Source organism: Kribbella pratensis (genome assembly GCF_004365355.1).
Lineage (GTDB): Bacteria > Actinomycetota > Actinomycetes > Propionibacteriales > Kribbellaceae > Kribbella.
This window is the reverse complement of the sequence record NZ_SODP01000002.1, coordinates 1,247,877-1,270,651: the sequence shown is the minus strand read 5'-3', so window position 1 is coordinate 1,270,651 and position 22,775 is coordinate 1,247,877. Positions and strand designations below refer to the sequence as shown.

The 22,775-nt window shown below is 67.0% G+C and carries 33 protein-coding genes and 1 pseudogene; 17 read left to right on the top strand and 17 right to left on the bottom strand.

From position 1 onward, the window contains the following. Positions 1 to 345 precede the first annotated feature (345 nt). Together EV653_RS22845 and EV653_RS41755 are read right to left on the bottom strand one after the other, a co-directional pair. Positions 346 to 1,554, bottom strand: coding sequence for an IS481 family transposase (locus EV653_RS22845; protein WP_134105745.1), 1,209 nt, complete (start codon positions 1,552 to 1,554; stop codon positions 346 to 348). Between the two features lie 134 nt (positions 1,555 to 1,688). Beyond that, positions 1,689 to 1,901, bottom strand: coding sequence for a hypothetical protein (locus tag EV653_RS41755; protein WP_202871870.1), 213 nt, complete (start codon positions 1,899 to 1,901; stop codon positions 1,689 to 1,691). 4 nt (positions 1,902 to 1,905) lie between these two features. Here EV653_RS41755 and EV653_RS41750 point away from each other — a divergent pair, with 4 nt between their 5' ends. Continuing rightward, positions 1,906 to 2,118 (top strand): hypothetical protein, encoded by a 213-nt coding sequence (locus tag EV653_RS41750; RefSeq protein WP_202871869.1) that lies wholly within the window; start codon positions 1,906 to 1,908, stop codon positions 2,116 to 2,118. On the opposite strand, the pseudogene EV653_RS42740 reads toward EV653_RS41750, so the two are convergent. From EV653_RS42740 to EV653_RS22835, 3 genes and pseudogenes are all read right to left on the bottom strand, one after another. Beyond that, positions 2,071 to 2,274, bottom strand: a pseudogene (locus tag EV653_RS42740) (IS481 family transposase); the annotation flags it as partial. The gene EV653_RS41750 and the pseudogene EV653_RS42740 sit on opposite strands and share 48 nt — an antisense overlap. Continuing rightward, positions 2,202 to 2,897 (bottom strand): helix-turn-helix domain-containing protein, encoded by a 696-nt coding sequence (locus EV653_RS41745; RefSeq protein WP_202871789.1) that lies wholly within the window; start codon positions 2,895 to 2,897, stop codon positions 2,202 to 2,204. The gene EV653_RS41745 and the pseudogene EV653_RS42740, both read right to left, overlap by 73 nt. A 237-nt stretch (positions 2,898 to 3,134) precedes the next feature. Further along, positions 3,135 to 3,686, bottom strand: coding sequence for a CGNR zinc finger domain-containing protein (locus EV653_RS22835; protein WP_134105744.1), 552 nt, complete (start codon positions 3,684 to 3,686; stop codon positions 3,135 to 3,137). A 65-nt stretch (positions 3,687 to 3,751) separates the two neighbouring features. Between EV653_RS22835 and EV653_RS22830 the strand changes: the two genes are divergently transcribed. The 3 genes from EV653_RS22830 (at position 3,752) to EV653_RS22820 (ending at position 6,055) form a co-directional block, all read left to right on the top strand. Further along, positions 3,752 to 5,170, top strand: a complete 1,419-nt coding sequence (locus EV653_RS22830) for an MFS transporter (protein ID WP_134105743.1) — start codon at positions 3,752 to 3,754, stop codon at positions 5,168 to 5,170. A gap of 304 nt (positions 5,171 to 5,474) precedes the next feature. Continuing rightward, complete coding sequence (locus EV653_RS22825; protein WP_134105742.1) at positions 5,475 to 5,780, top strand: hypothetical protein; 306 nt, start codon at positions 5,475 to 5,477, stop codon at positions 5,778 to 5,780. Next, positions 5,777 to 6,055 carry a hypothetical protein gene (locus EV653_RS22820; protein ID WP_134105741.1) on the top strand — a complete coding sequence of 93 codons (279 nt, stop codon included), beginning with the start codon at positions 5,777 to 5,779 and terminating at the stop codon, positions 6,053 to 6,055. The genes EV653_RS22825 and EV653_RS22820 overlap by 4 nt, the downstream gene beginning before the upstream one ends. Before the next feature lie 86 nt (positions 6,056 to 6,141). Here EV653_RS22820 and gvpJ read toward each other — a convergent pair whose 3' ends face one another. Further along, entirely contained in the window at positions 6,142 to 6,417 is a 276-nt protein-coding gene (gene gvpJ / locus EV653_RS42865) for a gas vesicle protein GvpJ (RefSeq protein ID WP_238159972.1), read from the bottom strand. Between the two features lie 312 nt (positions 6,418 to 6,729). Between gvpJ and EV653_RS22810 the strand changes: the two genes are divergently transcribed. Then, positions 6,730 to 7,590 (top strand): mechanosensitive ion channel family protein, encoded by an 861-nt coding sequence (locus tag EV653_RS22810; protein WP_134105739.1) that lies wholly within the window; start codon positions 6,730 to 6,732, stop codon positions 7,588 to 7,590. On the opposite strand, the gene EV653_RS22805 is transcribed toward EV653_RS22810, so the two are convergent. Further along, positions 7,584 to 7,916: a DUF6401 family natural product biosynthesis protein gene (locus EV653_RS22805; RefSeq protein ID WP_134105738.1), complete on the bottom strand. Its 333-nt coding sequence runs from the start codon at positions 7,914 to 7,916 to the stop codon at positions 7,584 to 7,586. The two genes, EV653_RS22810 and EV653_RS22805, sit on opposite strands and share 7 nt — an antisense overlap. A 196-nt stretch (positions 7,917 to 8,112) precedes the next feature. Between EV653_RS22805 and EV653_RS22800 the strand changes: the two genes are divergently transcribed. After that, positions 8,113 to 8,691, top strand: coding sequence for an RNA polymerase sigma factor (locus EV653_RS22800; RefSeq protein ID WP_238159971.1), 579 nt, complete (start codon positions 8,113 to 8,115; stop codon positions 8,689 to 8,691). Beyond that, entirely contained in the window at positions 8,688 to 9,518 is an 831-nt protein-coding gene (locus EV653_RS22795; protein ID WP_134105737.1) for a hypothetical protein, read from the top strand. The genes EV653_RS22800 and EV653_RS22795 overlap by 4 nt, the downstream gene beginning before the upstream one ends. Here EV653_RS22795 and EV653_RS22790 read toward each other — a convergent pair. After that, entirely contained in the window at positions 9,507 to 10,481 is a 975-nt protein-coding gene (locus EV653_RS22790) for an aldo/keto reductase (RefSeq protein WP_255510933.1), read from the bottom strand. The genes EV653_RS22795 and EV653_RS22790 overlap by 12 nt on opposite strands. 32 nt (positions 10,482 to 10,513) lie before the next feature. Further along, positions 10,514 to 10,957 (bottom strand): VOC family protein, encoded by a 444-nt coding sequence (locus EV653_RS22785; RefSeq protein ID WP_134105735.1) that lies wholly within the window; start codon positions 10,955 to 10,957, stop codon positions 10,514 to 10,516. Positions 10,958 to 11,024: 67 nt separating this feature from the next. Between EV653_RS22785 and EV653_RS22780 the strand changes: the two genes are divergently transcribed. After that, positions 11,025 to 11,684 (top strand): TetR/AcrR family transcriptional regulator, encoded by a 660-nt coding sequence (locus EV653_RS22780; protein ID WP_134105734.1) that lies wholly within the window; start codon positions 11,025 to 11,027, stop codon positions 11,682 to 11,684. A 276-nt stretch (positions 11,685 to 11,960) separates the two neighbouring features. After that, entirely contained in the window at positions 11,961 to 12,320 is a 360-nt protein-coding gene (locus EV653_RS22775) for a hypothetical protein (RefSeq protein WP_134105733.1), read from the top strand. Here EV653_RS22775 and EV653_RS22770 read toward each other — a convergent pair. Both EV653_RS22770 and EV653_RS22765 read right to left on the bottom strand, forming a co-directional pair. After that, entirely contained in the window at positions 12,280 to 12,615 is a 336-nt protein-coding gene (locus EV653_RS22770) for a DUF427 domain-containing protein (RefSeq protein WP_202871788.1), read from the bottom strand. The genes EV653_RS22775 and EV653_RS22770 overlap by 41 nt on opposite strands. A 2-nt stretch (positions 12,616 to 12,617) precedes the next feature. Beyond that, entirely contained in the window at positions 12,618 to 13,535 is a 918-nt protein-coding gene (locus EV653_RS22765) for an NADP-dependent oxidoreductase (protein ID WP_134105732.1), read from the bottom strand. A 213-nt stretch (positions 13,536 to 13,748) separates the two neighbouring features. Between EV653_RS22765 and EV653_RS22760 the strand changes: the two genes are divergently transcribed. Beyond that, positions 13,749 to 14,384, top strand: a complete 636-nt coding sequence (locus EV653_RS22760; protein ID WP_202871787.1) for a TetR/AcrR family transcriptional regulator — start codon at positions 13,749 to 13,751, stop codon at positions 14,382 to 14,384. 4 nt (positions 14,385 to 14,388) lie between these two features. Here EV653_RS22760 and EV653_RS22755 read toward each other — a convergent pair whose 3' ends face one another. Both EV653_RS22755 and EV653_RS22750 read right to left on the bottom strand, forming a co-directional pair. Then, positions 14,389 to 14,820, bottom strand: coding sequence for an LmrA/YxaF family transcription factor (locus EV653_RS22755; RefSeq protein ID WP_134106677.1), 432 nt, complete (start codon positions 14,818 to 14,820; stop codon positions 14,389 to 14,391). Between the two features lie 8 nt (positions 14,821 to 14,828). Beyond that, on the bottom strand, positions 14,829 to 15,557 hold the full coding sequence (locus EV653_RS22750; RefSeq protein WP_166679515.1) for a GNAT family N-acetyltransferase: 729 nt from the start codon (positions 15,555 to 15,557) through the stop codon (positions 14,829 to 14,831). A 213-nt stretch (positions 15,558 to 15,770) separates the two neighbouring features. On the opposite strand from EV653_RS22750, the gene EV653_RS22745 reads away from it, so the two are divergent. Together EV653_RS22745 and EV653_RS22740 are read left to right on the top strand one after the other, a co-directional pair. After that, on the top strand, positions 15,771 to 16,118 hold the full coding sequence (locus EV653_RS22745) for a hypothetical protein (protein ID WP_134105730.1): 348 nt from the start codon (positions 15,771 to 15,773) through the stop codon (positions 16,116 to 16,118). 75 nt (positions 16,119 to 16,193) lie between these two features. Next, the gene (locus tag EV653_RS22740; RefSeq protein WP_134106675.1) at positions 16,194 to 16,634 is read left to right on the top strand and encodes a VOC family protein; all 441 of its coding nucleotides are present in this window, start codon (positions 16,194 to 16,196) and stop codon (positions 16,632 to 16,634) included. A 4-nt stretch (positions 16,635 to 16,638) separates the two neighbouring features. Here the strand turns inward: EV653_RS22740 and EV653_RS22735 are convergent, their stop codons facing one another. Continuing rightward, positions 16,639 to 17,232, bottom strand: a complete 594-nt coding sequence (locus EV653_RS22735; protein ID WP_134105729.1) for a TIGR03086 family metal-binding protein — start codon at positions 17,230 to 17,232, stop codon at positions 16,639 to 16,641. A 52-nt stretch (positions 17,233 to 17,284) separates the two neighbouring features. Here EV653_RS22735 and EV653_RS22730 point away from each other — a divergent pair, with 52 nt between their 5' ends. From EV653_RS22730 to EV653_RS22715, 4 genes are all read left to right on the top strand, one after another. Then, positions 17,285 to 17,704 (top strand): MarR family winged helix-turn-helix transcriptional regulator, encoded by a 420-nt coding sequence (locus tag EV653_RS22730; protein WP_134105728.1) that lies wholly within the window; start codon positions 17,285 to 17,287, stop codon positions 17,702 to 17,704. 63 nt (positions 17,705 to 17,767) lie between these two features. Beyond that, entirely contained in the window at positions 17,768 to 18,616 is an 849-nt protein-coding gene (locus EV653_RS22725) for a hypothetical protein (protein ID WP_134105727.1), read from the top strand. A 133-nt stretch (positions 18,617 to 18,749) separates the two neighbouring features. After that, complete coding sequence (locus EV653_RS22720) at positions 18,750 to 19,259, top strand: sigma-70 family RNA polymerase sigma factor (RefSeq protein WP_134105726.1); 510 nt, start codon at positions 18,750 to 18,752, stop codon at positions 19,257 to 19,259. Beyond that, entirely contained in the window at positions 19,256 to 19,918 is a 663-nt protein-coding gene (locus EV653_RS22715; protein WP_134105725.1) for an anti-sigma factor family protein, read from the top strand. Before EV653_RS22720 ends, EV653_RS22715 begins: the two co-directional genes overlap by 4 nt. Positions 19,919 to 20,307: 389 nt before the next feature. Here EV653_RS22715 and EV653_RS22710 read toward each other — a convergent pair whose 3' ends face one another. Together EV653_RS22710 and EV653_RS22705 are read right to left on the bottom strand one after the other, a co-directional pair. Next, complete coding sequence (locus EV653_RS22710) at positions 20,308 to 20,544, bottom strand: hypothetical protein (protein WP_134105724.1); 237 nt, start codon at positions 20,542 to 20,544, stop codon at positions 20,308 to 20,310. A 63-nt stretch (positions 20,545 to 20,607) separates the two neighbouring features. Beyond that, complete coding sequence (locus EV653_RS22705; RefSeq protein ID WP_134105723.1) at positions 20,608 to 21,285, bottom strand: ArsR/SmtB family transcription factor; 678 nt, start codon at positions 21,283 to 21,285, stop codon at positions 20,608 to 20,610. 67 nt (positions 21,286 to 21,352) lie between these two features. Between EV653_RS22705 and EV653_RS22700 the strand changes: the two genes are divergently transcribed. Further along, positions 21,353 to 21,964 carry a flavin reductase family protein gene (locus EV653_RS22700; RefSeq protein WP_134105722.1) on the top strand — a complete coding sequence of 204 codons (612 nt, stop codon included), beginning with the start codon at positions 21,353 to 21,355 and terminating at the stop codon, positions 21,962 to 21,964. Between the two features lie 13 nt (positions 21,965 to 21,977). On the opposite strand, the gene EV653_RS22695 is transcribed toward EV653_RS22700, so the two are convergent. After that, a complete protein-coding gene (locus tag EV653_RS22695; RefSeq protein WP_134105721.1) occupies positions 21,978 to 22,763 on the bottom strand; it encodes an arylamine N-acetyltransferase family protein in 786 nt (261 codons plus the stop codon). Positions 22,764 to 22,775 lie beyond the last annotated feature (12 nt).

The window sequence follows — 22,775 nt, the reverse complement described above, 5'->3', positions numbered from 1 at the left end:
ATAGCCAGCTGACCGCAGCAAGTCGTCGGCCAACGCACGAGGGTCAGCGAGGATGAGCGCCACGTAGAGGCAGCGTCCTGCGATACCGTGCAGCCGGTCGCAACCGCGCCGGCGGTCCCGCTTAGGCTGCCTTTCTCTGCACATCGACAGAAGACTATGACTGTGTACAGTCAGCGATGCGAAGGCTGGCAGTGTGAACCCGCGGGTCACGGGTAGATTTGCTGATTGATGAGAAACGATGAGTGCATTCATGTCAGAGTCCGCGGATTGTGGGTTCGAGTCCCACGGGGCCTACCATGTGATGTCTCAAGTCATAGGCGACAGCTGAACCTACGATTCGTGGGTTCAGCTGTTGGTCTGTTTGGGGTGTTTGCGGGCGGGGCCGGGTGGTTTTCCGGTGGGTTGGTAGTCCTTGGTGGGGTCGAGGGTGCGTTCGCGGAGGAGTTCTCCGGTGGCGGCGTCGACGACGCGGATTTCGAGGTCGTGGATGAGGAGTAGGACGTGGGTTCGGGCGTGGGTTCGCCCGATGCCGATGTGATGGAGCCGGCCGTTCACTCTGAGGGTGACCACGCCGGTGTCGTCGACGCGGTCGGTGCGGACCCGGTGGTGAACCTCATCGGTGCGGTCGGTGTTGGGGGCGGCTTTCGGGCGGGCGTGGTAGGCGGTCGCTGGGGTGGCGCGGTGGGGCAGGGACCGGTGCGGGCGGCGGTGGTTGTACTCGTCGACGAAGACCTCGAGCAGGGTCTGGAGCTCGGCGATCGTGGCCGGCTGGATCGGTTGGGCGCGCAGCCACTTCTTCATCGTTTGCTGGAACCGCTCCACTTTCCCGCAGGTGGTGGGGTGGTTCGGTCGGGAGTTCTTCTGGACCACGTTGAGGCGCCGTAGCTCGGTCTCGAGGCCGTTGCGGCCGCCCTTCCCGCCCGAGAGCCGGGTCGTGTAAACCATGCCGTTGTCAGTGAGCGTCGAGGCCGGGATGCCGTGTTCTGCAACGGTTTCGCGGAACGTAGTGGTCACAATCGGGCCGGTGATCCGCGGGTGGGCGGTGACCGACAGGGCGTAGCGGGAGTGGTCGTCCAGCCAGGTGATGACCTCCACGTCGTGGCCATTGGCGAGGCGGTAGTGCGTGAAGTCGGACTGCCAGCACTCGTTCGGCAACTCCGCGGCGAACCGCAGGTACGACGACCTGGGCCGCTTGGCCGGCTCCGGGACGACAGCGCCGGCCCGAGTCAGGATCCGGTGGATCGTGGCCCGCGACAACCGCACGTCGTGGTGGTGCTGCAGGTGCCACTCGATGGTGTCCGCACCCGCATCCAGCCCGGCCTCGGCCAGCTGTTTGCGCAGCGCCAGCACCAGCCCCACCGTCGCCGGCGGGGTTGACCGCGGCGAGGTCTTTGGCCGCCGGCTGCGTGGCTCGAACGCCGCCTCGCCCTCGGCCCGGTACCTGGCCATCAGCCTGCTCACCCAGCCCGGCGACACCCCGTACCGGCGCGCAACCTCGGCCTGAGAACACCCCTCCACCAACACCGCCGTGATGACCAACCGGGCCGTCGACATGCCCGAGTCTCAAACCCCACGGTGTTTCCTATGTCTTGAGACACCCGTTTCCTATGTCCTGAACCACAACACCACGGGGCCTACCATGTGATGTCTCAAGACATACCGGACAGGTGAACCCACGGTTCGTGGGTTCACCTGTTTCTTTTGGGGACGGGTCCGGGTGGTCTGCCGGTGGGTTGGTAGTCCTTGGTGGGGTCGAGGGTGAGTTCGCGGAGGAGTTCGCCGGTGGCGGCGTCGACGACGCGGATGTGCAGGTCCTGGACCAGGATCAAGACGTGGGTTCGGTCGTGGGTTCGTCCGATGCCGAGGTGGTGCAGTCGGCCGTTGACGCGGAGGGTGACCACGCCGGTGTCGTCGACCTTGTCGGTGCGGACCCGGTGGTGGACCTCGCCGGTTCGGTCGGTGCTCGGGGTCGCTTTCGGCCGGGCTGTAGGCAGCAGCTGGGGTGGATCGGTGTGGCAGCGACCGGTGCGGCCGGCGGTGGTTGTACTGGGCGACGAAGACCTCGAGCAGGGCCTGGAGCTCGGTGAGCGTGGTCGGCTGGATCGGTTGGGTGCGTAGCCACTTCTTCAGGGTCTGCTGGAACCGCTCCACCTTCCCGCAGGTGGTGGGGTGGTTCGGGCGGGAGTTCTTCTGGACGATGTTCAGGCGCCGCAGTTCGGTCTCCAGGCCGTTGCGGCCGCCCTTCCCACCCGACAACCGGGTCGTATAGACCATCCCGTTGTCAGTGAGCGTGGAGGCCGGGATCCCGTACTCCGCAACGGTTTCCCGGAACGACGCGACCACGACGGCCCGGTGATCCTTCGGTGGGCGGTGACATGGAGGGCGTAGCGGGAGTGGTCGTCGAGCCAGGAGATGATCTCCACGTCCGCGCCGGGTGAGCCGTCGGGACGGGTGAGGCGGTAGTGGGTGAAGTCGGACTGCCAGCACTCGTTGGGTTGGTCGGCGGCGAACCGCAGGTACGACGACCTGGGCCGTTTGCCAGGGTCCGAGACGACGGCGCCAGCGCGGGTGAGGATCCGGTGGATCGTGGCCCGCGACACCACGGTGGCGTGGTGGTGTTCCAGGTGCCAGCCGATCGTGTCCGCGCCCGCGTCCAGGCCCTGCTCGGACAACTGTTTGCGCAGCGCCAGCACCAACTCGACCGTCTCGGCCGGTGTGGCTCGCGGCGAGGTCTTCGGACGCCGCGACCTGGGCTCGAACGCCGCCTCACCCTCCAGGCGCCACCGCGCCAAAAGTTCGTACACCCACGACCGGGCCACGCCGTACTCCGCAACTACCTCGCCCACCGACCGCTTCTCCACCACCACAGCCGTGATCACCAACCGGGCCTTCGACATGCCCGAGCATCAGCAACCCGTCCGGCATGACCCGCGACATCAGTCCGGCATGTCGTGAGACACCCGTCCGGTATGTCCTGAACCACAACACCACGGGGCCTACCAAACCCTGCATGAGTCCGGATCGTCCTTGACGGAGACGTACGACCGCGGCTGCGGGTACCTCTGTGCGGAATCGTGAGTCGAGCGCCTGCCGATCCGAGCGTCGTCGGCTTCCGGCCTGGGTTGGCAGGCCTGCTACGGGGTTTTGTGGTGGCGGGAGACTCGGGCTCGGTTGCCGCAGGCGGGGCCGCACCAGGATTGGTTGGGGCGGTGGCGGAAGAAGAGTTGGCCGCAGCCGGGGGCGTCGCAGAAAGCCAGCCGGTCCTGCGATGTCAGTACGTCGCGGACCTCGCGGGCCAGGCGGGACAGTAGGAGGGTGAAGGGGCTGGGGGAGCCGATGGGGCGGAGTTCTGTGGTGCCTGGTTCGGTGCCGAGGGCCTCGATTTCGGGCGCCGAGGCGATGGTTTCGGTCAGTTGCTCGACATCGTGGGTTTCCCAGGATTCTCTGCCGACCGCGGCGCGCAACAGGCGGAGGGATGGGTCCCTGAGGTTCAAGAAGGCGGCCACGTCTGCCTCGTCGACCGTCGGGGGCCGTGGGGCGGGCAGGGCGGCGGCGTTGAGCCATGAGTCGAGGTCGGCGGGGGTGTGGATCAGCTCCAGCTCGGTCCAGCCGCGCCGGATGACGGTGTTGGCCAGGTCCAGCGCTGGATAGCCCTCGAGCCACTCCCAGGTCGGTGTCTCGCTCACGCCTCTGAGCCTATCGCGACACGCTAACGCTTTACGAGAGTAAAACCATTATCTACGGTCGAGGTATGACCTCCGAACGCTTCCGGACCGCGATCATCTGCGCCGTGCAGTTCGTCGACGTGATGGGTGTGACCGTCGTCGTCGCGGCGTTGCCGCGGATGCTGGCCGACGTCGACGCGCCCGCGGCGTACGCCGGGCTCCTGGTGCCGGCGTACGCCGTGGGGTTCGGCGGGCTGCTGCTCCTGACGGCCCGCTTGGGCGACCTCTACGCTTCGCGTCGCGTGCTGCTTGCCGGGCTCGCGGTCTTCGCGGCCGGCTCGCTGCTCTGCGCGGTCGCCGAGTCGCCGGTCTTGCTGGTTGCCGGTCGGCTGTTGCAAGGAGTGGGTGCCGCGGGATCGGTCCCGAATGCGCTCGTGCTTCTCGTCCGCCCCGCGAGCCAACGGGAGCGCGGCCGCGTCCTCAGCGCCTGGAACGCGACCGGGGGACTAGCCGGCGCCTCCGGCCTGCTTGTCGGCGGTCTGGTCACGTCCGCGCTTGGCTGGCGGGTCATCTTCTGGTCGGGGCTGGTGGCTGTCGCCGTACTCGCGGTCGCCATCGTTTACGTCGTCGTACCGGACAAGCCTGCCGTGTCGCGACCGCTCAACCTGCCGTCGATCTCGCTTCAGATCCTGGCCGTCGGCGCGCTCGTTGGAGCCGCCAACGCAGCCACCGGGTCGTGGCGCCTCGCCGTCCTGCTGCTGGTCGTGGCGGCGGTCGCTGTGCCGCCGCTGGTGATCCGCGAGCGGCGTACGGCGGAACCGCTGATTCCCAGGGGCCTCCGGCAACGGTCCGGGGTGGCGGCAGGAGTGGTCGGATCCTTCGGGATCACGGCGACGACGAGCAGCCTCGTCGTACTCACCACGCTGTACTTCCAGGACAGTCGCGGCCTGGACGCGGCGCACGCGGGCCTGCTGATCCTGCCGTTCAGCTTCGCCGTCGTGATCGGCGCGGCCGTCGCGGGCCGCCTGTTGCGGCTCATCACGCCAGGGACGGCGTTGCTGATCGCCCTGACGATGATCGGCGGCAGCGCGGTTCTTGCCGCCGTGCATCCCGGTCTGGGGATCGTGCTCGTCGCGCTGGCCGCGAGCGGTCTGGGCAATGGAATCGGCGCGGTCGCGGCGTACGCACTCGGTACGGCGGTAGCACCGGACGAGCAGGCGCCCGCGGCCGGACTCCTCAACACCGCCGCTCAACTTGGTACCGCGATCATGGTTGCCGTCGGCATCAGCATCGCCGGCGCGACCGGCGATCCGCTGAACTACCGCGCCGGCTGGATTACAGTCGCCGCGACCGCCGTACTCATCGCTGCCGGCGTGCTGTGCGGCGGTCGCGGCGGCCATGGCCGGCGGCCGGTTCAGTATTGGCGGGTTCGGACAGCACCACAGCGGGGATTGCATGACACGCTCGGGACGCGAACTGAACCCAACCGGTGTCCCAGCAATTGAACTGATCGCGGCAGACTCTGAGATTCGCACCATCGCCAGCGGATTCGGCCACGGCGGAGGAGGTACAAAAATCCTGCGCCTCTACACAGCGTTCGTATCCGGGTCAGACCAACGGATCGCCAAGGCGTTGTCTTGCAGGCGTTGCAGCCTACGATTCGAACGTCGCCACTCTGAGAGGTGTCATCGGCCTCGGGCGGGTATGAGTCGGGGCGTGCTTGCGCGTGTTGAGAAGGCGGTCCGAGACTGGGCAGGAGGGCCCCTCCGCCCCAGGGCTGAAACCCGGCTGAAGCTACCGAGGTGCCTGATGACCCAACCCCCGCCCACACCCACACCGTGTCCGATCCTGCACCTGGACCTGGGACCTCTCGACCTTAATCTTCTGGGGTTGCATGTCCACCTGAACGAGGTGGTTCTCAACGTCGAAGCCATCCCTGGCGCCGGCAACCTGCTGGGCAACCTGCTCTGTGCCATCGCCGGTTTGCTGGACAACGTCGATCTCAGCGGCGTACTGGGCAACCTGCTACAGAATCTGCTCGATGCCCTGATCCGGCTGCTCCAAGGCCTCGGTGCCGGCGGCGGTGCGGCGCGACCTATCGTTCCCCCCGCGTGAACGGCGTGGCCCGCGAGCCGGTAGACGAATCCGCGCAACGGGTCGAGCGGGCGACCGCCGACCTGGGCGACCTGCATCGGCAATTGATCCGGGCGGGCGAAGGGGAGATCGATACGGCCGAACTGCGCGCGTCGGCCGAGGCGTACTGGCGGGTTCACCGGCCCGTTCTGGTCGCGTTGGCCACTGCGCTGGGCGAGCAACTGCGGGCGCAGGCCTTGCAGGCGCTCTACCAGTGGCAAAGAGAGCTGCCGCCGCGGCATGATCCGCCTCGGTGACTCTGCGACGACCTCCCCGAACCGGATCTCGGGCGTCGCTGTGCTCGCCTGCTGTCTTTACCTCCACGCGTCCAGCGCCGAGCCATCTAGTCTCGTCCGAAGAGACCCTCTATCACCCTGCGGGTCTTCCAGCGCGCCGCGGCCTCCAGGCCGCTCTCGGCTGTTTCAGCCATGATTTCCGGAAGGTCCGTGCCGTCCTGTTCGTCCAGGTCGAGGCGGTTCGTAGCTTCGGCGAAGCGCAGATAGGTGTCGACACTGGCGACCACGATGCGCGCGTCGATGGTGAGCAGCTCGATCCCGACCAGAGACACCCGGACATAGGCATCGATGACGAGTCCCTTGTCGAGGATGCTGTCGATCACATCCGCGAGACTTCTCGTCCCCGGACGCTCGAGATAGCCGCCGGAGCGACGGGGACCCGAGGCTGAGACAGTCATCGGTCTACCTTCCAGTCAAGGTGTACTCGAGCTGGGCGGCCGCGCCTCCGCGATCAACGGGCAGTCCCCAATCCACCCAGATCTTGTGAGTCGCGTCTGGCACCCGGTACCCGGCCGGCTGCAAGCGATTCGGAGCTCCGAATCTTTCCGGTTCGCGGGGGTACCGGAGTGCGCACAGATTGAGAGTGCCCGAGATCGGCTGGGGAGATCCGCCGGGCTGGTCGAAAGGACAAACCCATGGATCTCACCAAGTCGTGGAATGACGCGGTCGGCGCGATCATCACGTTCCTGCCCAAGTTCGCGATCTTCCTGGTCATCCTCCTGGTCGGATGGCTGATCGCCAAAGCGCTGCGCAAACTCGTCGACGTCGTACTGAGCCGCGTCGGCTTCGACCGGGCTGTCGAACGCGGCGGGGTCGGCCGCGCTCTTGAGCGGTCGAAGTACGACGCGAGCGGGCTGATCGCGGCATTGGTGTACTACGCGGTGCTGCTGATCGCACTGCAGTTCGCTTTTGGCGTGTTCGGGCCAAACCCGGTCAGCGATCTGCTCGCGACCGTCGTCCGCTGGCTGCCGAGGGCGGTCGTCGCGATCGTGATCGTCGTCGTCGCAGCAGCGATCGCGAACGCACTACGTGACCTGGTCGGCAGTGCGCTCAGTGGGCTGAGCTGGGGCCAACTCGTGGCACGGATCGTCCAGGTCTTCGTCATCGCGTTGGGCATCATCGCTGCCCTTAACCAGATGGGTATCGCCACGGCGGTCACCACTCCGGTTCTGATCGCGGTCCTCGCGACCGTCGGTGGCGTGATCGTGGTCGGCATGGGCGGTGGGCTGGTTCGGCCGATGCAGCAGCGCTGGGAGCGCTGGCTGGATCGCGCCGAGCGGGATCTGCCCCAGGCGCGGTCGCGCGAAGAGGCCTACCAGCGCGGGCGCGAAGACGCTGAACGGGACGCGTGGACGACACCGGCGAGCGGTCCCGAGTCGACTGCGCCGTACGGAGGGTACGGCGCGGAGGGCACGGCTGATCCCCTGCGTCACGGTCACACGCCCGAGACGCCCGGCTCCTCGCCTGGATCTGCCCGGGACGACGGAACTTACTGAATCGTCGCCGTCACATCTCCTGCACTCGCGGTGGCGAGGCCACACGCCGCCGCGAGTCGCAGGCCGACCCAGTCGGTGCTGAGATCGGCGCCGGGCCGCCAACCCCGACGAAAGGCGCCGTCCTCAACGCCTTGGGCATACCCGGCCAGCTCAACCGGTCCGACCCGGCCAGGGCTCAGGGTGAGAATGTCGCGGACCGCCGCAGCGTGCTGGTCGATCGCGGCCTGAACTGCCGGCGTGACGACCATCCTGCTGAGGACGAGCCTGGACAACACACCCAGTTCGCGCCGCGCGGAAACTTCCAACCATCTGCCCAGCCACCTCATGGCGAACAAGAGTAGGACCGGTCCTCTGCACCGTGATCCCATGGGTGGGATGAACCACCCGGCAGGAGGCCGCTGGTCTGCACTGCCTCCCGGCTCAAGGCCGCCCACCCCGTGGAGAAATCGCTGTTGGATCGGGAACCCGCCTGCTCGGCCCGACACCTAACGACTGCAATGGCAATCGTGAGGGGAGTGCGGCGTGGGCGGCGTACGGGCTGTGCCTGCTGTGTCGGATCGGGATCTTTGGGGTCGAGCCGCGGAAGGCGACTCCGAGGCGTTCGCGCAGCTGTACGACCGGCATGCTCGGGCGATCTACAACTTCCTGCACCGCCGGACCGGGTCCTGGAGTGATGCGGAGGACCTGACGTCCGCGGTCTTTCTGCAGGCGTGGCGGCGGCGAGGTGACGTCGTACTCGATCGTGACTCTGCCCTGCCCTGGCTGCTTCGGACGGCGGACTACACCGTCCGCAACGAGTGGCGGAGCAAGCTCCGCTATCGCCGCGCGCTGGCCGCCGCGCATCTCCTGCACAGGGAGGTCGAGGATCCTGCGGATGATGTGGCGCAGCGCCTCGACGACGACCGCCGGATCCGGGCGGTCCTGGCATTGATGAAACGCCTGCCCAGACACGAACACGAGATCGTCGAGCTCTGCGTCTGGGCCGGACTCGATCTGGCCGCGGCGGCGGTAGCGCTCGACGTACCGATCGGCACGGTCAAGTCGCGGCTGTCCCGCGCTCGGAAGCACCTGCGCGAACTCGATCTGGAGACCCAGGCATGAACATTCTGCTGCCCGACAGCGATCTGCGCTCGTCGACCCGAGACCGTCAGCGCGACGAACTGATCGCGATCCTCGAGAGCGAATCCGGTACGCCGTCACGCCGCCGATTGCTCGTTCCGCTGGCCGCGGCCGCGGCAGTCGTCCTGGTCGCGGCTCTTGGTCTCGTTCTGAGGGACGACAAGCCGCGCGTTGAGCAGGTGGCGCCGGCGGTCGAGCCCTTGAGCGCGGCGGAGAAGGCCCATCTCGGTCAGCGCTGCCTGGTCAGGTACAACCTCGCGACGTCCACGGGCCACGCGGTTCTCGACGGCTTCCGGTTCGTGAACCCGCCCAGCGACGCGTACGTCCGTACGTGGGTCGTCGGGTACGGCGCCGGCCTGTGGGTTAACTGCGGGTTCGACCAGGCCGGAGTCATGGTCTCGGGTACGGCGGCCGCGCCGAGGTTGGGGTTGTTCAACGAGGTGCAGGCCGGCGGGCCAGGCAGCGGCGCCTACGTGAAGCCGGTCACGCGTATCACCGTCACACCGCTCGGCGGCGAGCCCGTCGAGGCCGTGCTCCGCAACGGCTTCTACTACGCCCCGGTGAGGTCTGTGCCGGTCAGCAAGGCGCCGACCGACAGCACCCCTCGTCCGTACGTCGTTCGCGGGTACGACGCCACCGGCAACCTCGTCTACACCAGCGCGAAGACCGAGGCCGACCGCAAGGCCGATCAGGTCGCCTGCCGCGCCGACCCGACAGGCCGCACGTACGCCTTGGCCGGCTCGGAAAGACCCCTCCCTGCCCCCAAGGACTGCCGCCCCAACCTCCCCTGGAGCTGGCTACCCAACTGAGTTGACGAGAGCGGCGCCGAACACCCACGAGGATGTCTGAGCGATGAAGTCGTACGGGAATCCCAGGGCGACAGCGGTGGCCTCGTCAAGACGGGCGATGGTCTCGGGCGGGAGGACCAGGTCGACGACGGCGAGATTGTCGCGGAGCTGGTCGGCGGTGCGCGCTCCGACGATCGGATGAATCAGCGGCGAGCGGCTCATCGTCCAGGCGATCGCTACCTGTGAAGGCGTTGCGCCGAGTTCATCGGCGACGTCTTGCACGACTCGGGCAACGGCGTGATCCCTGGCCGACAGGGATTCTGGCGCCAGCCGGCCCCCCGAGGGCGGCGTCGGTAGCGTGTATTTGCCGGACAGCGCTCCGCCGGCCAGCGGGCTCCACGATGTGATGCCGAGACCGAGCGACTCGGCCATCGGCAGCAGTTCGCGTTCGATGTCGCGCTGGAGCAGGCTGTAGGGAACCTGCAGGCCGATGAACGAGCTCCAGCCGCGCCACTGGGCCAATGTGTTGGCGCGGGCCACGACCCAGGCCGGTGCGTCGGAGATGCCCACGTACAAGACTTTGCCGGCCTGTACTGCGTCGTCCAGCGCTCGCATGGTCTCCTCGAGCGGCGTGTCCCGGTCCCACATGTGCACCCAGTACACGTCCAGGTAATCGGTGCGCAGGCGGCGAAGGCTGGTCTCCAGCGATGCGCGGAGATTCTTGCGGTGGTTCCCGGCGGCATTGGGATCGGCGCGCTCGCGGGAGACGGTGTACTTCGTTCCGAGCACGAATGACTCACGACGGCCGGTCAGCAGCTCGCCAAGGAACTCTTCGCTGGCTCCGTCGCGGTAGTTGATGGCGGTGTCGATCGCGTTGCCGCCCGCCTCGGCGTACAGGTCCAGCATCTGTCGGCACTCCGCGATCGGTGCGCCGACGCCGCCCTGTTCTCCGAACGTCATCGCGCCCAGAATCAGCTCGGACATTCGAAGGCCGCTGGTTCCGAAGGTGCGATATCTCATGGGGTCGCCGATCCGAACAGTTCGGCGGCCCGGGCGGCGACCTCCGCTGATGGCACATCCTCGATGTGTTGATCCAATGCCCAGCGGTGTCCGGACGGATCCAGGAACTGGCCGGTCCGGTCTCCCCAGAAGGCATCGTGGACTGGCTCGACGACCGTGGCTCCCGCCTGCAGCGCCCGTGCCCAGGCGGAGTCGATGTCGGAGACCTCGACGTGCAGTGCGGCCGACGTACCGCCGAGCGCAGCCGGTGTGCGCTGGCCTCGGCCGGGCATCTCTCCCGCTATCGCCAGCGTCGTGTCGCCGAGGAGGAGCTCTACGGTCAGCGTCCGGCCATCGGGAAGGGTGACGCGGCTCGACTCGTGCGCGCCCAGTGCCTCGGCGTACCAGGAGGCGGCCTGATCCGGGTCGTCGACGACCAAATGAATCGCTATCTGAGTCACGTTGTGACCATACAGTATGTCTGGTCAGAGAGTCCATACATAGTGTCCGGACACTATGCTGAGCTGCATGCCTTCCAGACGCACCGTGCGCTCTGCGCGTCGATCCGCACCATCCCCGGCCGCCGCGGATCTGCGGGAGCGAATCTTGTCCGCGACGCGCGAGCTGCTGCGGGAATCCCGCTTCGACAGCCTCAGCGTGGCCGACATCCTCGACGCCGCCGGTGTATCCCGGGCCAGCTTCTACTTCTACTTCCCGAGCAAGCAGGCAGTGCTCGGTGACCTGGTACGTGAGGCGGTCGCGCAGGGACAGCAGGCGGCTCGCCCCTGGACTGAGCAGGAGCTAGATCCGATCACCGCGCTTCGGGCCGGCGTGACCGATGGGGCCCGGCTGTGGCGCGAGAACGCCGGCGTTCTGATGGCCATTGTCGAGAGCTGGGGATCGGACGAAGGGCTTCGAGAGCTATGGCTCGAGCAGATGTACCTGTTCACCGAGGCCGCCACCGCACGCATCGAATCCGACCCCCACGCCGGCCCGCGACTCGGCTCCACGCGGGCGCGCGCCGTCGCCGCATCGCTGACCTGGATGGGGGAACGCCTCTACTACCTTGCCGCAGCCTCGGTCCCGCCGTTCGATGACGAAGAAGTCCTCATCGACACGCTCACCACCGCCTGGACCTCGATCCTGTACGGCGACTCGATGCCGGAGCTCCCGCCCCGCGAACGCTGAACCGATTCTCCGGCCGGCCTGTCAGAGCAGCCTGTCCTCGACTGGGCTACGTGGTTTCTTGGCTGGTGTGAGGCCTGCTCAGGGGTGACAGTCGAGTGTGGGGGACCGAGACTGCTTGTGCTGGCGTGGTTCGGGAGGGGGTGCGCGATGGCTGCGGCGTGGGTGTTGGTGGCGGCCTCGTTCTTTGCGGGGCTGGCCGCGGGTTTCTTGGGTGGGTTGTGTCTGATTTTGCGGCCGGTGCAAGGGGAGATGGGCGGGCGCGAGTTTCACGGGTTCATGGAGACGTTTCTCCGGTACGCCGACAGCGGGTGGGGCAAGGTGTACAACTACGCCTGGTCGCTCGGGATGGGAATCGGGCCGATCGTCGCGCTCGTGCTACTTCGGCACGATCCCGGGTCCGCGTCGTTCGTGCTGACCGCGATCGGTCTCGTGATCGTGCTCGTCGGTGTGTACGTCGTGTCGAACGTCTGGAAAACCCCGCAGTACAAGGTGATCCTGGCCTGGGACCCCGACGCGCTACCCGCAAGCTGGGAGGCGGACCGCCAGCGGTACTTCACCATCAACTGGATTCAGCTGGCCACGACTTGGTCGGCCTTCATCCTGTTCCTGCTTGCTCTCCTTGCATTGCCACGTTGACCTGCTTCGGGTCGAAGGCTACGTAGCCGGTGAAGTCGTGGCCTACTCGTTCGATGGCGGAGTGCTTCGGGGCGGGGTAGGTCCAGGCCGCGTCGGCGAGGGTGCGGTGTGGGGTTGTGACGTCGAAGTACTCGGCGTGGCCTTTCCATGGGCACACGTAGGGCTGTGTTGACGGGCGGAGTACGCCGATGGTCAGGGCGGCCTGGGGGAAGTAGTGGTTTCCCTCGATGATGACGACCTCGGCGGCGGGGGCCTCTGCCAGCAGCGTTCCGTCTGCGGTTGCTGTGATGTCCACGCTTACGGCCGAACTCGGATGATCGTCTTGCCCCTGGTTCGCTCGGTCGGGTTGAAGGCGGCGACGGCGTCGTCGAGGGAGGCGACGGTGCCGATGTTCGTCCGCAGACGTCCGTCGCGCACTCGCTGGACGATCTCGGTCAGCTGGGCGCGGTCGGCCTCGACGACGAAGTCGATCGCCAGGCCGTCGCCGGGGCGCGCCTCGGGTGGCCCGACGACAGTCACCAGCGTGCCTCCGGGGCGGACCAAGGCCGCGGACTGCTTCTGGATGTCTCCGCCGATGACGTCGATGACCAGGTCGACTCCGCCGATGTCTGCCAACGAGTCGTTGCCGAGGTCAACGAACTCCTGTACGCCGAAGTCCAGCGCGGCTTCACGATCGGCCGTGCGACCGGTGCCGATCACGTACGCACCGAACTCACGCGCGAGCTGCGCCACGATCGACCCGACTGCGCCGGCCGCGCCGTGTACGAGAACGCTCTGCCCCGCCTGGAGACGGCCGTGCTGGAACAGTCCTTGCCAAGCAGTCAGCCCCGAAATCGGCAGGCTCGCCCCGACCGTGAAGTCGACGTCGCCAGGGAGCGGTGCGAGGTTGCGTGACTCGATTGCGACGTACTCCGCCATCGTGCCGTCGCGATGCCAGTCCGCGAGGCCGAACACGCGCTGACCGACGGACAGCCCCGTCGTACCGTAGCCGAGCGAGGTGACCACGCCGGCGAGTTCGTGCCCGACGATCGACGGTCGACGGTCCCGGTTGGCGCGATCGGTCCAGGTCGAGGGCCACGTCACCTCGGTCGGTACGTATCCCGACGCATGGACCGCGACGATGACGTCGTTGATCGCCGCCGCCGGCTCAGGACGCTCGACCAGCGTCATCCCGGCCGTTCCCGCGGCCTCATCCGTCACAACGATCGCCTTCATCACGCACCTCCGCGTTACTACTGGACCAATTCGTCCAGAGTAGTCCTGGATGGCGGTGTCGGCAAACAGTGCGCTGGATCGGTCCTTGCCAAGCGTCCTATGGCAACGATGTCGGTGACCGTGGGTTTGCTAAATTGGACTATAAGGTCCACGCAGAGCTGATGTTGCGTCATTCGGAGAGACCGGTGCGGCCCGAAAAGGTACCGTGGGAGCGTGACTCGACCCGGAAGCGCGACGGTAGCTCCGCCTCGCCAGTTGACGGCGCGCGGTCTGGCGACCCGGGCGCGGATCGTCGACGCGGCGGCGGACCTGATGTACGTGAAAGGCGTGAATGCCACGACGCTCGACGATGTTCGGGCGGCGAGCAGCACCAGCAAGTCGCAGCTCTACCAGCACTTCGCCGACAAGGACGAGCTGGTCCGGGCCGTTGTCGCGCGGCGCGCCGGCCAGATCCTCGAGCGCGAGCAGGGGTACCTGCAGCGGCTGCGCTCGTTTCGCGGACTCGAACGCTGGCGGGACGCTTTGGTCCAACGCAACGCCCTTCAGAACGGGGCGTACGGGTGCGCGCTCGGCTCGATGGCCAGCGAGTTGTCCGATCAGGACGACGAAGCCCGCCAAACGCTGGCGGAGGCTTTCGCGGAGTGGACCGGGTTGATCGCGGCCGGCCTACGACGCATGCAGGATGCCGGCTCACTGAGTGATACGGCCGACCCCGACAAGCTCGCTGTGGGACTGATGGCGGCGCTGCAAGGCGGATATCTTCTCGCCGAGACCCAGCACGACATCACGCCGATGGAGACCGCGCTCGACATGGCTCTTGACCACATTCGGTCGTTCCTCACGAAGTGAGCGTTCAGCGGTTGGCGAAGGTGTCGATGCGGTCCAGAGCCATGTCCAACGCGTCAGCCATGGGCTGAGGGTCGTGGGCGTTCTGAGCGAGGATGTATCCGCCTTGCAGAGCGGCGAGTAGCCCCGTTCCGAGCTTGTCCGGGTCGGCGTCTCTCGTGAGTACGCCGAGATCGCGCAGGCGTGTCAGTGTCTCGATGAGCAGCTGATGCCATCTGTCGAACGCCGCCGCCAGCGCCGCGCGGGATCGTTCGTCGTCGTCGGATAGCTGGGCGCACAGTGTGCCGAGAGCGCATCCGTAGGAGCCGTCCGGCCGTGTGTTCGCCTGGACGAGCGCGTCGCGCCAGCGCCGCAACCCGGCAAGAGTTCTCACACCTGCCAGCAGGCCTTCCTCCCTGGTGAGCACCAGCTGCGACTGCGCCTCGACCACATCGTGCATCACGGCCGTCAGACCCGCCGCGGCCCGCTGAGAAGATCGCCGTACGCCGGATGCTGGTCGACGAATCGGCTGACGACCGGGCAGTAGTTCATCACGGTCGCGTACTTCGTGCGGATGTCGTCAAGTGCTCCGCCGATGAGCGCCGAGGAAAGCCCTCGTCCGCGGTACGTCGGCTCGATCACGGTGTGCGTGATCGACAGGTTCGAACCGATCACGTGGTAAACGAGCAGCCCCGCCTGCTGGCCGTCGACGAGGAGCTCGTAGTACTCGTCGTCCGGGTGGTGGACCACGGTGACCGTCGGTGACTGCGGTGCCGGGTCGTCGGCTGTCTGGTCGATGGTCAGCAGATCGGCCAAGGGGGCCTCCCACCCTGCCTCGAAAGCTTCAGTGGGAAGGTCGGCCCGCCACGTGAGGCTCGCTCCGGCCTGATTGCGGAAGTGCAACACCAATCGCCAGTCGTTGTCGGCGGCGTCTGTGCGCAATTCCACTCGCACACTGCTCGGCAGCGAGTTGAGCATCAGCGGCCGCGTCTCCAGCGGCAGGACGCTGTGCCCGTCTTCCGGCCGTACGCCGCCCAGATCCGCGCTACTCCGGCTCGCCAGCGTCACATCGAAACCGCCGAGCAGGCGCGCGGTAACGCTGACGTCGACACTCCCGCCCTCCACGCCGGCCGCCAATAGCTCGCCACCGCAGAGATAGAAGCCTGTTCCATCGGGCTTAACAACCTGATCAGTCATCACTACGTCCTCGTGCAGCACGCGTCCACCATGGACCATATAGTCCATTTCCCACCCAATGTATCGCGCCGCCCGCGAGGACACCAAGGCTGGTAGGTGCAGGCGGCAGATGTCACATTGCGTTGCCCTGCCCGGTCGTTGTGGGTGACGTCGGGTGAGCCGGCGTACGTCCGCTCAGGAGATCTGGAACGGTCCCGGAAGGAGGCCTTCGTCATGGCAGATGATGAGGTGGGCCGCAACCTCAAGCAAATGGAGGGGCTCGACTTCCACGGCTGGAACCGGGCTGACTGGCACGGCGTGTTCGCGCGCTGCCACACCGACGACGTGGTCGTGGAACTCAAAGGCCAACCGACCACTCGTGGTCTTCAGGAGCACATCGAGGCGATGGAAGCGCTGGTCGAGTCTGCCGGGGGTACGCCGATGCAGCTCGCCTCGCACCCGATCATGTTCGGCTCCGGTGACTGGACCTGTGTGGTCGGCGAGTTCGAGGCCGGCGGTCGGATGGTAACCATCGCAAAGTGGCGCGACGGCGCCATCGCCGAGGAGTACATCTGGCTCTGAGGCTCAATCGAGGCGGGTTGTCGGTGGGGGCGGGCACGCTGGTGGGGACGGGTTGCCGGTGTGAGGGAGAAGTTGATGGGTGCGGCGTTTCAGTTGGTGGTGGATTGTGGTGAGGCTGAGGTGATGGCGCGGTTCTGGGCTGGGGCGTTGGGGTATGAGTTTGCGCTGGCGCCGGAGGGGTTTGCGACCTGGAAGGACTTCTATCGGCGGTTGGGGGTGCCGGAGGAGGAGCTGGGTGACGGGGTGGATCGGATCAGGGATCCGGAGGGGCGGGGGCCGGATATCTGGTTCCATGTGGTGCCGGAGGGCAAGGTCGTGAAGAACCGGTGGCACCTCGACATTCACGCGAGCGGTGATTGGTCGGACCCGATCGAGGCGCGGATTCAGCGTGTTGATGCCGAGGCGGCCAGGTTGGCGGAGTTGGGTGCGACCATCACCGGCGCGTTCGAGGAAGGGCTCGACCACTACGCGGTCGGCATGAAGGATCCGGAAGGCAACGAGTTCGATATCAACTGACGGCTCAGTTCGGCCAGTTGGGGTTGCGGCCGAGGTAGGCGACGATGCGGTCGAGGGGGTTGTCGCCGGACCAGGGGATGTCGGCGGCGAAGGGCGTGCCGGGGGCGCGGCGGACGTCGCCGGTGGGGACGATCTGCGCGACTGCGGTGGCGGCTTCCAGAGTGGCGGGCTCGAAGGTGACCGTCTTGCCGATCGACTTCGCGACGTCCCAGCTGTGGACGATGTAGTCGATGAAGTGGAAGCTGACAGCCTGCGCGCCGGGGAAGGCTGCGCCGGGTCCGAACTCGGCCAGCGGGAACGTGCGCTCGGCGACGCCGGGCTGGGCGAAGGCGTCGAGGACGTGCTCGGCGGACTCGACGTACGCCTTCACCGGATCGTCGCCGAGGTTGCGGAGCTTCCAGATCGTCGGGTCGGACTCACCACGAGAGGCGGCGGCGAAACCGTAGTGCTGGGTGGCCATGTGGGCGAGCAGACCGTACAGAGTCCAGGCGCGGCACGGGGTCGGCTTGGAGAGATTGGCGTCGGTAACGGTGGAGACCAGCTCAATGCTGGTCCGGACGGCTTCGGCATCTAGTACGACGTAGTCAACGATAGGCATGTGCATATCATAAGCCCGTGCATATGATTGCGCTAGTGCTACCTTTTCACCCATGGCAACCGAGCGCCCCGATCTGGCTGCGATGCTGTACCCGCTGGTGCGGGAACTGATCGCGCTCGAGCTGCCGGTGCTCGCCGCACACGAGGTCTCGATGTGGGGCTACTCGGTCCTCACCGCGCTCGACGACACCCCGGTCCGGACCCAGGCCGCGCTCGCGGAGGCGATCGGCGCGGACAAGTCGCGCATCATCGGCACGCTCGACGAGCTGCAGAAGGCCGGCCTGATCGAGCGCACACCGGACCCGGACGACCGCCGAGTCCGACTGCTGTCCATCACCGCGGAGGGTCGCCGTGTCCGCCGCGCCGTCCGCCGGGGTATCCAGATCAAGGAGATGCAGGTCCTCGAGAGCCTCCCGGTTCCGGACCGCAAGACCTTCATCCGTCTCCTGCAGCAGCTCCACGCTTCACGCTGACGGTGGAGCCCGCTCCCTCGCGCGGGTGATCCGGTTGCGGCCGAGGCTCAACAGACTGGCTGCATGAGGCGTGCGGTTGTCGGGTGGGCGTTGGCGTACGGCGGTCTGCGGATCTGGTTCGCGACCGGCCATGCACCGCCCTGGAAGCTGCCCGGCAACGATCTGCTCATTCCGCACTGGGTCGCAGTCGCCGGCTGCGCCATCACAGCCCTGGCCGCAATCGCCAGCCGCCCGGAACGGCTCAAAGGCTGGAGTGCACGCTTGTTCTGGGTCCTGGCTGCCGCCTGGGTTGCCGCGGCTGCCTTCATCTTGCTCGACGTCGTCGCAGCCGTCCTGCCGGGCCTCGGCATCCCGTTCGATCCGCTCGGCATGCTCTGCCGGCTCGGCGCGATCCTCGGCGCGGTCCTGCTAGGCATGACCGCGAAAGCCCACCAATCCGAAGCGAAGCCCTGGCCGCCCTGGATCGCCACCCTCGGTGCATACCTTGCGGTGACCGGCTGCCTCACGCGCCTCGCGGCACAAGCAGCCGTCGGCTTCGGCACAACGCCGTACGGCGGGAATCTGTCGCTGGTCCTCTTCGAAGGAGGCTTCCTACTCGTCGGCACGCTCCTGCCGTTCCTGCTGGTACATCCGATCGGGCGGCGCTTCCCCCGCTGGATGCTGCTCGTCCCCGGTTTCACGCTCGGCGTCGCCATGACGGCGTACTTCGGTGTCGGTCTGATCCAGATGGTCGTCGCCGTGGTGCAAGGCAAACCGGTGTACGGCGATGTGGGTCTGCCGGACGCGTTCTTCTGGGTGGCGGTGCCGGCGTACGTCGTGTGGGGCGTCGGCCTCACGCTCGCCGCCCGCGGCTATCAATTCGCGACCCGCAGGGCAACCGATCCGGAATGTGATCTTCAAATCACGCGGTGATCGGCATCCACCGGACAGGTGCTTTGCTTCCTGTGCAGAATGGTGGCGGGAAGGCGCCACAGCAAGCAACCGCAGGCCACAGCAAGCAACCGCAGCAGCCGAGTGAGCGATGTCCGACAGAGCAGGAGCGCCGATGGCCGACGACCGGGCGGCGCTGCTCCGTGAGCTGCACGACGTGCATGCCCCGGCGCTGTGGCGGTTCGTCGTCCGGCTGACCGGCGACGATCGGCTGGCCGAGGACGTCGTACAGGAGACCCTGCTCCGGGCGTGGCGGCGGCCGCACATCCTGTCCGAGGACGAGGCGGGAGCCCGGGCCTGGCTGTTCACGGTGGCGCGCAACCTCGTCATCGACGACCGCCGCAGCGCGCGCGTCAGCCGGGAGGTTGCCAGCGACGACCTTCCGGAGAAGCCGAGCGCCGACCACGCGAACGCAGTACTCGACGCCTGGTTGGTGGCTGAATCCCTGGCACAGTTGTCCGAAGAGCATCGGCAGGTCATCGTTCGGGCGTACTACGGCCGCCGGACGGTCACCGATATCGCCGAGGAGCTGGACATCCCGTCGGGCACCGTGAAGTCGCGGCTGCACTACGGGTTGCGCGCGTTGAAGCTCGCGCTGCAGGAGAAGGGGGTGACAAGTCAGTGAGCGACCCGTACCGGGAGTGGGATTCGGCGTACCTGCTCGGGGCGTTGTCGGCGAAGGACCGGCACGCGTACGAGGAGCACCTGCGTGACTGCGCCGAATGCTCGGCAGCGGTGGCATCGCTGGCCGGCGTCCCCGGCGTACTCGCCGCCCTTCCGGCCGAGCGGGCGCTGGCGACCATCGAGGCTGAGCCGCCGAACTTGCTGCCTGGTCTGGTCCGCAATGTCCAGCGCGATCGGCGCAAGCAGCGCATCCGGATCGGCGCCTTGATCGCCGGAGTCGCGGTCGTGGCCGCCGCGATCGGCGCGGTCGTCGCAGTCCCGCTGACCAATGACGAGCCGCAGGGGGACTACGTCGTACTCGCGCAAACCGTGAGCAGCAAGCTGTCGGCGGACGCCCGGTTGGTGCCGGAGCGCTGGGGTACGACGATCGAGATCAGCTGCCGGTACGACGAACTCGCGACGCCGAGTGAGCGCGCCCGCGGATACGAGCTGTATGTCACCGACACTTCCGGCAAAGCGTCGCTGATCGCGAGCTGGACCTCGTCGCCCGGTACGACGGTCAAACCGGCGGCCACGACGAAGCTGCAGCGCAGTGAGATCAAGGCGCTGGACATCCGCAGTTCGGAGACCGGCCGGATCCTGCTCGCCGTGCACTTCTGAGTCGATTTCGGACACGATTGATCACGCGCTGTCGGGGCACTTGGTGGTCACGAACGGTTGTCGCTCGAGAGGCCGCCGATCCAGGCCCCGGTGTTCAGGGACGTGCACCGGGGTCGCGGCATGGCCGCGCCGGTGTGACCTGGCCGCGCCGGTGACATGGCCGCGGCGGCGTGACCTGGTCGGAAGAAATTCCGGGGATCCTGTAACACTCACCCCGTTATCGGCGATACACCCTGTGTAACGCCACTGAGGATCCCGTCCCAGGTCAACCGCCCGAAGGGCCTGGGCCGGGGTTCCTCTCGTTCGTCTGAGGCGCCACGGCGGCGTTATACCGACGATGGCCCCCGGTGATGCTCACCCGGGGGCCATTGTCTGTGCGTTCCCTCTCCCTAGGACGCTCTCTCCGTGCCTTCCGACTCCGGCAAGGCGATCCGGTCCGCCGGCAGGCGTTCCGTCCGCTCCGTACCGTCGTCGCCCTCGTACTGCACCATGGCGGTCCATCCCGATTCCTCGTGGTCGCGGCCGATCAGCCAGCCGTGACGCCACTGACCGTCAACGCGGACGACCACATGGCTCGGCAGAGGGAGACGGGACACCAGCTCGGTGCCGGGCTCGAACTCAGTCATGGCCGAAGGTTAAGTGCTATCGGCGCTGAGCGCTCCCTGAAAGCGTGTTCCCTCATACACTTCTCAGACTCCGGACGAGAGTCCAAACGCTTGTACTGCGCCGTTTACCTTCAGGGCACGCCCGCCCGGTATGTGACTTACCCAACCCTGTTGCAACGCATGTGAACACAACGCCGCGCCGACCGCACCGGCCAGATGCGGGCGTCGTTCGGTCACGTCCAGGCAGGATCTCACGGCGGGGCGACCCCGTCGTACCTCGACCTTGACGCCGAGATTCTCCAACCAGGCTTGGCCTTCCGGCGTCAACGCGATCCCGTCCGACCAATCGATCAGGCCACGCTCTGTCATCGCGTCGGCCAGGGCGACGCCGAGTTTGCCGGCCAGGTGGTCATAGCACGTCCTAGCTCTAGCGAACGCGTCCCGCTTGCTCACTGCTGACAGGCTGTTCGCGACTTCGGTACGTCGGGGTGCCAGCGCGGCGAGCCCTTCGATCAACTCGGCCGTATCCGGTCCGGCCAGCTTCACGTAGCGGTGGCGCCCTTGCCGTACCTCGGTCAGCAGACCGCCGCCCACCAGCAGGTTGAGGTGCTCACTGATCGTCGGCCGCGACACCTTCGCCAACTTCGCCAGCTCGGTCGCCGTCCACGCCCGCCCGTCGAGCAACGCCAGGCAAACCGTCGCCCGGGTCCCGTCGGCAAGCATCCGCGCCCAGCCGGCCAGCTCCTCACCTTCGGCACTCATACCGCCCATCATGCCTTGGCGTCAGTTAGGCGACCGCCGAATCGTCCGGTGCCTACTGTCGATTCACATGACCCATCTGACCATCGAACCTTCCATCCTGTACGTCGGGACTCCGGTAGCGCTCCTCAGCACGGTCAACGAGGACGGGACTGTGAACCTCGCGCCGATGTCGTCCGCGTGGGCGTTGGGCGATGTTGTGGTCCTGGGTGTCGGCATGACCGGTCAGACCGCGATCAACCTGCGCTCTCGTCCGGACGTGGTGATCAACTTCCCGTCGCCGTCTCAGTGGGAAGCCGTCGAGCGGATCGCCGGGCTGACCGGCCGCAATCCCGTGCCGGAGCACAAACAAGCCCGCTTCCGCTTCGAACGCGAGAAGTTCACCGCCGCCGGCCTGACGCCGGTCCCGTCAGAACTGGTCGCGCCACCCCGCGTCGCGGAATGCCCCATCCAGTTCGAAGCGACCGTCACCCAGGCCGACTTGGATGCCAAGGGCAACTTCCTCATCGCGCAAGCCGAGGTCCTACGAGTCCACGCCGAGGAAGCAATCGTCGTCCCGGGAACGTCCCACGTAGACCCCGCGGCCTGGTCGCCCCTCATCTACAACTTCCGCCACTACTTCGGCCTGGCCGAGGAACTAGGCGAGTCCTTCCGAACAGAAACCCCAAGAAAACGGACCTAGAAGGCCGGTCGGCTTACAGCAGTCGGAGGCGGTCGAGTTCTTCGTCGGTCAGGTGTACGTCGAGGGACTTGAGCGCGTCGGGGAGGTCGTGCGTTGGCACGGTTTGCTCGGTTGTGCGGCCGTTGGCGTATTCCGTCGTGAGGGTGTTGCCGATCAAGCGTCGTACGACGCCGTCGGACACGCGCATGACCACCGGGCGGCCGGTGAACGGGGAGTTTGGGTGGGTGGAGACGTAGTGGTGGTAGACCTCGTAGTCGATGGGTCGCACCGGCTCGTCGTTGGAGGCGTGTTGTGGCTCCCAGCCGTCCGCGGTCTTCTTCGACAGCGTCCACACGTCGCCGTCGAGCGTGAGTCGATGGTCCCATCCTGCCTGGTCGACCACGGCCCCGTCCTTCAGCGGAGTCGGATAGAGCTGACCGGCCCCGAAGCCGACGTCGGCCAGGAACCACGACCCACCAACCCCCACCTTCAGCAGGGCGTGCGTACGCGGTCCCGCCTTGTGCGGTTGCACCCGGCCAACCCGTCGTACGACGTCGAATCCGAGCTGCTCGAGCGCCGCGCCGAACAACAGTGCGTGCTCGTAGCAGTACCCGCCGCGCTGCCGGCCGACCAGTTTCGCCTGGATCGCATCGAGCCCGATCCCGGGATGCGTCCCGAGGATCACGTCGATGTTCTCGAACGGGATCGCCAGCACATGCGCCCGATGCAGACTCCGCAACGCATCCGCCGACGGCGCCACCCGGGCGTGCCCGATCCGGGCGAGGTAGGCGTCCAGGTCAAGGTTCTCGATGTTCCACATGATCCCTAGCCC